The sequence below is a fragment of the Nostoc cf. edaphicum LEGE 07299 genome (genome assembly GCF_015207245.1).
In the GTDB taxonomy this organism is placed as follows: domain Bacteria; phylum Cyanobacteriota; class Cyanobacteriia; order Cyanobacteriales; family Nostocaceae; genus Nostoc; species Nostoc edaphicum_B.
The window spans coordinates 1-8,538 of the sequence record NZ_JADEXF010000095.1 but is presented as its reverse complement, the minus strand read 5'-3'; the positions used below and the strand labels follow the sequence as shown (position 1 = coordinate 8,538).

Below are 8,538 nucleotides of genomic sequence, written 5' to 3'. Positions count from 1 at the left end.
AAAATACATAATTATTAAAAAATCTGGCATATCTTTCCTCACCAATATATGCTCCATTACCCCATTGGTAAAGTTCATAAACTTCTTTAGGTAAACGAAAAGGTAATAACTCAGTTACTTTTTCTTCAATTTCCTGATATGTGAGTCCAAATTCTAAGGATTGAAAATGAGCAAATTCTAAATCCTCGTGGTCTTGAAACCAATTTAAAACTCTATCTAGAGCATCTGTTAATAGTGACATAGATGCGGAAATTTTTATTTTGATAAACAATTTTCTCTAACTTAACTTATCTTTCTACTTAGGGTATGATTAAAATAAAAAATAACCCCTCCATCAAACAGCAGCTTTCACAATTTGATTAAGTTTGTTCTTGCTGCTCTAACCAAACTGCCAAATCAGCAACTTCAGAAAAATCAAGCAGTTCTTCTCCCAACTCCTCTAACTGTTCAGCAGATAAATTCCGAACCTGCTCAACTAATGATCCATCAATATCACCAAAGCGCCGTTTAAGCTGACGACTAATCAATTTCAATGCTTCCTTTTGAACGATATCTTGATAAATGACAGACTCTTTCATAATATCCTCCCGTAAAAATTGCCGAACCAAATCCTTTTCAAACCGCAAACCCGCCAGAATTTCTACACAACCCGCGATATTCTGTCGCTCCTCCCTATCTGGAATTGTAGCGACTTGTTCAGCCACTTGTGCCAGTAAAGTTTGTGGCGAGTCAGTTCGCGTCAAACTTGCTAAAGGTAACAGCGCCGGATTAACTAAAAATAGTGTTGAATCTTGCTCCCAAAGACGAACAACCTGATATTGGTGAATCGTCGTGTTATCCCGATATTCTTCAGTAAAAGCCATTTCGTTAGTAGTTTCCTGCAAAAAGATTAGCACTTGCACTACAGGACAACGATACTGGCGCTTCAACCTCACAGAATAATCGAGCATTCGGAAATTAAGCGCCGGATTAGATTTCGCCAAAGTTTGAAATTCAATGTGCAAAATTTGGTTAGCTACTTGCAAAAATGTCACAGAATCCGCGCGAATTGGTTCAAGCGTGAGTTCCGTTTTTAAGACTTTAATTTGTTGCACCTCTACCCCAAGCAACCAACGGGCAAACTCGGCTGGGTACTGTTCAGCTAAATATTTACAAGCGTTGTCGTAACTCACCCTTTTCCTCTTCTTTTGACAGAAAAAAACAGCCGCCTCCACAAGGAAAGCAGCTGTTTTACAAATTATGTAACTACAAAGTATTAGTAATCGAAGTCGCCGCCACCAGCGCCAGCGCCAGCAGGAGCGCTATCCTTAGGCTCAGGCTTGTCAACTATAATACATTCGGTTGTCAACACCATGCCAGCGATGGAAGCAGCGTTTTGCAGAGCAGAACGAGTTACTTTAGCAGGGTCAACAATACCAGCAGCTAACAAATCAACAAACTCGTTGGTTGCAGCGTTGTAGCCAATGTTGAAATCCTTCTCTTTGACGCGTTCAGCAATAACAGCACCATTCTGACCAGCGTTTTCAGCAATCCGCTTCAGAGGTGCAGGTAAGGCACGAACAACAATCAAAGCACCAATCAACTCTTCATCCTTAAGGTTGGTCTTTGCCCACTCTTCCAATTCAGGAGCAAGGTGAGCCAGAGTTGTACCACCGCCGGGAACAATACCTTCTTCCACAGCAGCTTTGGTGGCGTTAATAGCGTCTTCTAGGCGCAGTTTCTTGTCTTTCATTTCGGTTTCGGTTGCTGCACCAACTTTCACTACAGCAACACCACCAGAGAGTTTAGCAAGACGCTCTTGTAATTTTTCTTTGTCGTAAGAAGATTCGGTTTCTTCGATTTGACGACGAATCTGTTCGACACGAGCCTTAACAGCAGCTTCGTTACCTTCGGCAACAATTGTGGTGCTGTCTTTGGTGATGGTGATCCGGCGAGCTTTACCCAGGCTATCCAGCTTGGTGTTATCTAGCTTCAGACCAGCGTCTTCAGTGATTAGTTGACCACCAGTTAAAACGGCGATATCTTCTAGTAGTGCTTTGCGGCGATCGCCAAAGCCAGGAGCCTTAACAGCAGCGACGTTGAGTACACCGCGCAAACGGTTTACTACCAAGGTTGCCAAAGCTTCTTTTTCAATATCTTCGGCGATAATCACCAAAGGACGACCAGCACGAGCTACTTGCTCTAACACTGGTACAAGGTCTTGTACCAAAGCGATTTTCTTATCGGTCAGCAGTATGAAAGGCTCATCAAAAACCGCTTCCATCCGCTCAGGGTCGGTAGCGAAATAAGGAGAGATGTAGCCTTTGTCAAAGCGCATCCCTTCAGTGATTTCCAACTCGGTGAACATAGATTTCCCTTCTTCTAGGGAAATTACGCCTTCTTTGCCCACCTTGTCCATTGCTTGGGCAATCATCTGACCAACTTCTTCGTCATTACCAGCCGAGATCGCACCAACTTGGGCAATGGCTTTGGAATCTTCCACTGGACGGGCGTGTTCAGCAATTTTTTCTACCAAGAAGGCAGTAGCTTTGTCAATACCGCGCTTCAGGGAAATTGCGTTAGCACCAGCTGCAACGTTCCGCAAGCCTTCTTTGACGATCGCGTGAGCTAAAACGGTAGCAGTGGTGGTGCCATCGCCCGCAGCATCATTGGTCTTAGAAGCAGCTTGACGAATCAGAGCTACACCAGTGTTTTCAATATGGTCTTCTAACTCGATTTCTTTGGCGATCGTTACACCGTCATTAACAATTTGCGGTGCGCCAAATTTCTTTTCTAGGACTACGTTACGACCTTTGGGGCCAAGGGTAACAGCTACAGCCTCAGCCAGGATGTCAATGCCTCGTTCCAAGGCGCGACGGGCGTTTTCGTTGTAGATAATGCGCTTTGCCATAGGTGTCTAAATTCCGGGAGTAAGTCAATTTTTTTTGAATTGGGCATTGGGTATTGGGCATTGGGCATTGTCTTTGACATTCCCTATTGCTTATTCCCCACTCCCCACTAGATAACAACTGCTAAAATATCTTTTTCAGAAAGCAGTACATATTCTTCGGTGCCGAGCTTGATGTCAGTGCCAGCGTACTTAGAGTACAGCACCTTATCGCCGACTTTAATTTCCAATTCCTGACGGTTTCCGTCGTCATTACGCTTGCCAGGGCCAAGAGCCACTACTTCCCCTACCTGGGGCTTTTCCTTGGCGGTATCGGGCAAATACAGACCACCTGCGGTCTTTTCCTCAGAGGCGTTCACTTTTACGAAAACGCGATCGCCTAAAGGTTTAACTGTAGAAACGCTTAGAGATAAAGCTGCCATAATTATTTTCTCCAGAGTTTAGCACTCTCAACTCCTGAGTGCTAATTTACCGAAAAGTGGCGTCTAATGGCAAGAATGCCTTGAGTACGGGTTCCCGAACTAGAAGGTCATAGATGTACTTAAGTATAAATGCTTAATTATTTATACCTTGCGGGTTTTGTTCTGTAAGTTACGAAGAGAGTAAGGAGTGGAGAATTAAGAGTTATGAAAATTCTTCCCTATTCCCCATTCCCTACTCTCCAGTCAACTTTATTTGCAAAGCTTGCAAATTGTTATAGAACTGTAATCAGGGAGCCGCTCGATGAGTAACAATACAGTGACAGCGATCCAGTCCAACCATCAAATTCCCCAAAAAACTCAATCTTTGGAACATAAGACCCTGAGTAATTGTGTAGAAAGTTTAGGACTTGCAAAAATTCAGCGAGACATTTTTATTTGCGCTGACCAGGCAATTGCTGCTCAAAACGAGCTAGTCTGGAATTCTGGGATTACTTAAAAAAGCGACTTAAAGATTTAAAACTCGATGAGCCGTAGTAAAGTCATTCTATTTGCGTCTATAAAACTAAAGCCAACTGCTTGCGTGTTTCTGGTTCTAGACCCATAATGGTGGTTTACCCTGATGGTGTCTGGTATCGCCAAGCAAACCCGGAAGTTATCCTGCGGATTATCCGAGAACATTGAATAGGCAATAAGGTGGTAGAAGAATATGCGTTTTCAATCCATCTTTTGCCAGAAACTTCCCTAGTTTCTTGTGAACACCTCATAGAGGCTTAACAACCAAAAGATATGGTATAGCAGTAAGCTTTAAGAAAGTGCGGGTTGGTTTTGAGGTTGGGTCATCTTTTAAGCCAATACTTACTTGTAAGTCCGAAAGATTATTATTTAATCAGTGTTTTTTACCCCGCCCCTTTCAAAGCGATATATAATAGCGCATTATAGATACTACTGCTATACGTATCCTTGCTGGACTTTTGCTATCTAGCTACTAGTCTCTTGAAAGTGCTCGGCATTTTTGAGGTTTCGAGACAGCAAAGGCGAGTTAAGTAGGAAAAAGGACAACATCTCGAAATAACCCACCATAGAGGATAAATATTCAAGACTTTGATGGACCGAAGCGCGACAAGTGCCACTGCTATGAAAGAGCCCAGCATGAAAGATCACAAACGACTTCTATTGATTGATGATGACCCTAACCTCATCTTGCTGGTGAAGGATTACTTAGAATTCCGGGGATACGAAGTCATCACCGCTGAAAATGGACGTGAAGCTCTGGAAATTTTAGAGCAAGATGTTCCAGACATGATTATCTGCGACGTGATGATGCCGGAAATGGACGGATATACTTTTGTGGAACAAGTCCGGCAAAACGAACGCACCAGCTGGATTCCGGTTCTTTTCCTTTCAGCTAAGGGACAAAGTGCAGACCGAGTTAAGGGTCTGAATAAAGGTGCTGATGTTTATATGGTCAAACCTTTTGAACCAGAAGAACTCGTAGCGCAAGTTGAATCCTCACTGAAACAAACTATCCGTTGGAAAGAACACCAAGCTAAAGGAGGCGAAAACGGTTCCCGTATCCAGGTTCCCTTCGATGTGCAATTAACCCCAACCGAACTGAAAGTAGTCCAGTTTGTCGCTAGGGGTTTAGCTAACCGGGAAATTGCTGAAGAACTAAATGTTAGTCAGCGTACGGTTGAAAGCCATGTGTCCAACATGTTGGGCAAAACTAATCTCCATAACCGCACTGAACTAGCGCGGTGGGCGATTGAAAATCAAATGGCATAGTGAATTTTAGATTTTGGATTTTGGATTGATAATCTAAAATCCAAAATCCGAAATCGAAAATTAATTACCAACCATCTTCTTCAGGGCTGGATTGGTGCAAAACTTCTAAATCCAGTTCATCTAGGTAAGTTAGGGCGCTTTCAATCTGAGAAACAGTACCTCGCAGTTCCAGATCGAAGCAGCTATATTGTGGCACGTTTGCGCTTACCTGAGCATCAGCAATAATGACTATGACCCCATAGTGAGAAACCAGTCGTGAAATGACTGGTTCCTCATGCAAGTCTTTAGGAATGCGAACTTGGATGCGAGTTTGGGTGCGTCTATTATCTAAAATATCAGTATTAGATTTTACTTGTTTATTTGGAATTGCCATTCTAGCTTCCTACTCGACTTCTGGGATGGAGGTTTTACTTTGCACAATTCTTTTAACACTAGCGTCACTTATCCCACGCAGGCAAGCAAGAAAGTATTTGCTTTGGCAAACCATTAATCTAGATGTAGTAAATGTGAAGAATTACTCATAATTCGGCAGTTATGAGGTTAATTGTTATGTTATAGCGATTTTCGAGCAGATTGAGTATAGCCAATCTGTAGGGTTACAACAATTGTTGTAACCCTAATTTATTGTGTATAAGATTTACTACTGAAGTTGTAACTGCTATATATGTTACTTCGTCAAAATTTTAGGGAACTCTATTAATAGAACCTTATAGGTTTAACCCTCTGTTTAGATATCAATAAAAATCGACTCTTTAGGATATTTACTTCTGTGTAATGACCTATTGTATAAATCCCCATTGTCCAAAACCTGTTGATGCAGTGAATGCAAACAACCTTATTTGCCGTAACTGTGGGTCAGAAATACTATTGCAAGGACGCTATCGGGTAATCAAACAACTAGGACAAGGTGGCTTTGGTAATACTTTTGAAGTTGACGAGTGTGGGAAAACTAAAGTTTTAAAAGTGCTGACTGAGAAGAACTCCAAAGCCATTGAACTGTTTCAGCAGGAAGCAAAGGTTTTGAGTCAGCTAAACAGTGCGGGTATTCCCAAGGTAGAACCAGATGGTTATTTTACTGTTTTACCTAAAAATAGCTCTGTACTATTGCACTGTTTAGCAATGGAGAAAATTGAAGGCGTAAATTTAGAGCAGTGGATGGAATTTCGTAATTATCAACGTCTTTCTGAAGCTCAAGCTCTCAATTGGCTAAAACAACTTGTAGAAATTCTCGCTTTAGTACACGCTCATAAATATTTTCACCGTGATATTAAGCCTCAGAATATCATGCTGCAACCAAGTGGGCAGCTTGTCTTAATTGATTTTGGTGCAGTTCGACAAGTCACGACAACCATTGTGGCGGGAAATTCCCATACCAGAATTTTTTCACAAGGCTATTCACCGCCAGAGCAACAAAACGGTTATTCGGTACAGCAGTCAGACTTTTTTGCATTGGGACGGACTTTTATTTTTCTGCTCACAGGTAAGGAACCCCAGGATAAAGAAATTTATGACCCTCTGACTAATGAGTTGCACTGGCGAAAATCTGCACTCAATCTTTCTCCACTTTTGGCAGATTTAATCGACCATTTGATGGCTCCTACTGCAAATCATCGTCCTCAAAATACGCAAGTGATTTTGCAGAAATTGGACGGAATTGAAAAAGCGTTACAAACGCCTAGAATACTATGGCCACAAACGGCAATTCAATCAAGCAATGGGTCTAAATCTGCTGCCTCATCTAGTTCTGTTGCTACTGTCTCAGTCGGTGGAGCAAAATCAGTCAATGCGTCTTCTAGCCAGACTCAACAAAGCCAAAAAATTTGGCAAGTTCTCATTGGTTTAGGACTAGGATGTTTTGCTGTTGTTATTGCGGCTATTAATCAACCAAACACCAAAAATCCGGTTTCTGCTTCTCCTGTAGAAAATGTTCCGGTAGCTATTCCTAGTCCAGTTACCCAAATTCCTGAAATCCCATTAACTGTTAAATCTCAACCTACAATAAGTCCTTCAACTTTACCTACATCTGACAAAGTAGAAACCGAACAAGCTCAAATAGAGGAGATAGAAAAACAAAAACTTCAAGCTGCTTTAAAAGCGGAGGAAGAAAGACAAGCGGCTATTAGAAAAGAAGCTGCTCTTAGAACAGAAAGAGAGCAGTTAGAAGCTGTGATAAGGGAAAAAAGAGAAATGAGGCAAAGAAGAGAGCAGTTAAATGCTGATATAAGGGCAAGGGCTTTAATAACACAAAAAAGGCAACAAGCCGAAAAACAGCAACAGACAAAAATTAGCCTTGAAAAAGCTAAACAAGTTTACTTGCAAACTAAGGAGCAACCAAAAATAACTGTAACATCCTCAAATAAACGGCAACCACCATCTAAGCAACAAGTTATAACAAAACTACCAAATAATGCAGTAGATACAAATAATGATGGGGCTAACATCCCTAATCCTTGGGAATCTACATATCCCATACCTAAAGCTTCCGATGAATTAGAACAAGTAATAAGAGAGGGAAATCAATGATGAAATTCGTAGTGAGAAGCTTAATTACTTTGGTGGTAACTAGCTCGGTTTTCTTATTAACATCAATGAGAAGTGATGCACAGGTAAATATCAACAGACTAGCTCAAGTAGTGAAAAGCTGCCAAGGAGATATACTTTCTTATAATTATTACAAGCGAATGAAATTTGATACAAATAGTATTAATCAATATCTGAAAAATTCCTATAACCAAGAGCAAGCAATCAGATCTTGTATATATAATCGATATCATTACTCGTTAGTATTGACTAAATATACTTGGCTTGATTCAACAGGAGAAATACTTCCTGGATATCCTGTTGAGAAAGACAAGTTCACAATTAGTCAGTGAAAACAGTTTTAAATTAAACAACACTTACCATCAGTTTGAGGTAATACGTCTGTGGGAACAACCGACAGACAGGTTTTTGAGTATTCCAGGTCTATTACCCTTTGCCGTGCTAAGTCAGACAAACGATCCTACAATGGTATTAACCGAAGTAGCCAAAGCAGTTGAAGCAATTAGCGATCGCCAGCTACAAAGAAATATAGCTGCTGCCAGTGGAATTTTAGCAGGTCTGGTGTTAGATAAAAATGTAATTAGCAAGATTTTAAGGAGTGAGATTATGCGCGAATCAGTCATTTATCAACAAATCCTAGAAGAAGGTGAAGCTAAAGGCGAAGCCGAAACAAGAAGAAAGTTGGCTTTAAATTTGTTGCGAATTGGAATGAGTTTAGAGCAAATTGCTCAAGTTACTGAATTATCTGTTGAGCAAGTTCAAGTTTTACAAGAGGAGATTCAAAAATCTTAATTTTAATTAATAGTTTTAGAAAATACATGGCTATACAAACAAAACCCGCATTAGCGGGTTTCAATGTTTTTATTAATCCGCGCAGACGGAATTGGTTTGTGTAGAGGCGATAAC

Annotated in this window: 8 protein-coding genes and 1 pseudogene; 4 read left to right on the top strand and 5 right to left on the bottom strand. The window is 41.0% G+C overall.

What is annotated here, in order from left to right; translation table 11 throughout:
• The 4 genes and pseudogenes from IQ229_RS04540 to groES form a co-directional block, all read right to left on the bottom strand.
• Positions 1-241 (bottom strand): annotated as a pseudogene (locus IQ229_RS04540) (hypothetical protein); the annotation flags it as partial.
• 118 nt (positions 242-359) lie between these two features.
• The gene (locus tag IQ229_RS04535) at positions 360-1,172 is read right to left on the bottom strand and encodes a DUF4351 domain-containing protein (RefSeq protein WP_194041667.1); all 813 of its coding nucleotides are present in this window, start codon (positions 1,170-1,172) and stop codon (positions 360-362) included.
• 83 nt (positions 1,173-1,255) lie between these two features.
• On the bottom strand, positions 1,256-2,890 hold the full coding sequence (groL, locus tag IQ229_RS04530) for a chaperonin GroEL (protein ID WP_194041665.1): 1,635 nt from the start codon (positions 2,888-2,890) through the stop codon (positions 1,256-1,258).
• A gap of 107 nt (positions 2,891-2,997) precedes the next feature.
• Positions 2,998-3,309: a co-chaperone GroES gene (gene groES, locus IQ229_RS04525; RefSeq protein ID WP_100898362.1), complete on the bottom strand. Its 312-nt coding sequence runs from the start codon at positions 3,307-3,309 to the stop codon at positions 2,998-3,000.
• Positions 3,310-3,610: 301 nt separating this feature from the next.
• Between groES and IQ229_RS23725 the strand changes: the two genes are divergently transcribed.
• Together IQ229_RS23725 and IQ229_RS04515 are read left to right on the top strand one after the other, a co-directional pair.
• Complete coding sequence (locus tag IQ229_RS23725) at positions 3,611-3,805, top strand: hypothetical protein (protein WP_228013123.1); 195 nt, start codon at positions 3,611-3,613, stop codon at positions 3,803-3,805.
• Between the two features lie 608 nt (positions 3,806-4,413).
• On the top strand, positions 4,414-5,091 hold the full coding sequence (locus IQ229_RS04515) for a response regulator transcription factor (protein WP_012407592.1): 678 nt from the start codon (positions 4,414-4,416) through the stop codon (positions 5,089-5,091).
• 64 nt (positions 5,092-5,155) lie between these two features.
• On the opposite strand, the gene IQ229_RS04510 is transcribed toward IQ229_RS04515, so the two are convergent.
• A complete protein-coding gene (locus tag IQ229_RS04510; RefSeq protein WP_190892551.1) occupies positions 5,156-5,464 on the bottom strand; it encodes an NIL domain-containing protein in 309 nt (102 codons plus the stop codon).
• Between the two features lie 401 nt (positions 5,465-5,865).
• Between IQ229_RS04510 and IQ229_RS04505 the strand changes: the two genes are divergently transcribed.
• Positions 5,866-7,614 (top strand): serine/threonine protein kinase, encoded by a 1,749-nt coding sequence (locus IQ229_RS04505; RefSeq protein WP_194041663.1) that lies wholly within the window; start codon positions 5,866-5,868, stop codon positions 7,612-7,614.
• Positions 7,615-7,932: 318 nt separating this feature from the next.
• Positions 7,933-8,424, top strand: coding sequence for an RpnC/YadD family protein (locus IQ229_RS04500; RefSeq protein ID WP_228013121.1), 492 nt, complete (start codon positions 7,933-7,935; stop codon positions 8,422-8,424).
• The last annotated feature ends 114 nt before the right edge of the window (positions 8,425-8,538 follow it).

What these genes read in the sequence shown, in the direction of transcription:
- groL (WP_194041665.1), bottom strand. Translation starts at nt 2,890, where the DNA reads ATGGCAAAGCGCATTATCTACAACGAAAACGCCCGTCGCGCCTTGGAA.
- groES (WP_100898362.1), bottom strand. Translation starts at nt 3,309, where the DNA reads ATGGCAGCTTTATCTCTAAGCGTTTCTACAGTTAAACCTTTAGGCGAT.
- IQ229_RS23725 (WP_228013123.1), top strand. Translation starts at nt 3,611, where the DNA reads ATGAGTAACAATACAGTGACAGCGATCCAGTCCAACCATCAAATTCCC.
- IQ229_RS04515 (WP_012407592.1), top strand. Translation starts at nt 4,414, where the DNA reads ATGGACCGAAGCGCGACAAGTGCCACTGCTATGAAAGAGCCCAGCATG.
- IQ229_RS04510 (WP_190892551.1), bottom strand. Translation starts at nt 5,464, where the DNA reads ATGGCAATTCCAAATAAACAAGTAAAATCTAATACTGATATTTTAGAT.
- IQ229_RS04505 (WP_194041663.1), top strand. Translation starts at nt 5,866, where the DNA reads ATGACCTATTGTATAAATCCCCATTGTCCAAAACCTGTTGATGCAGTG.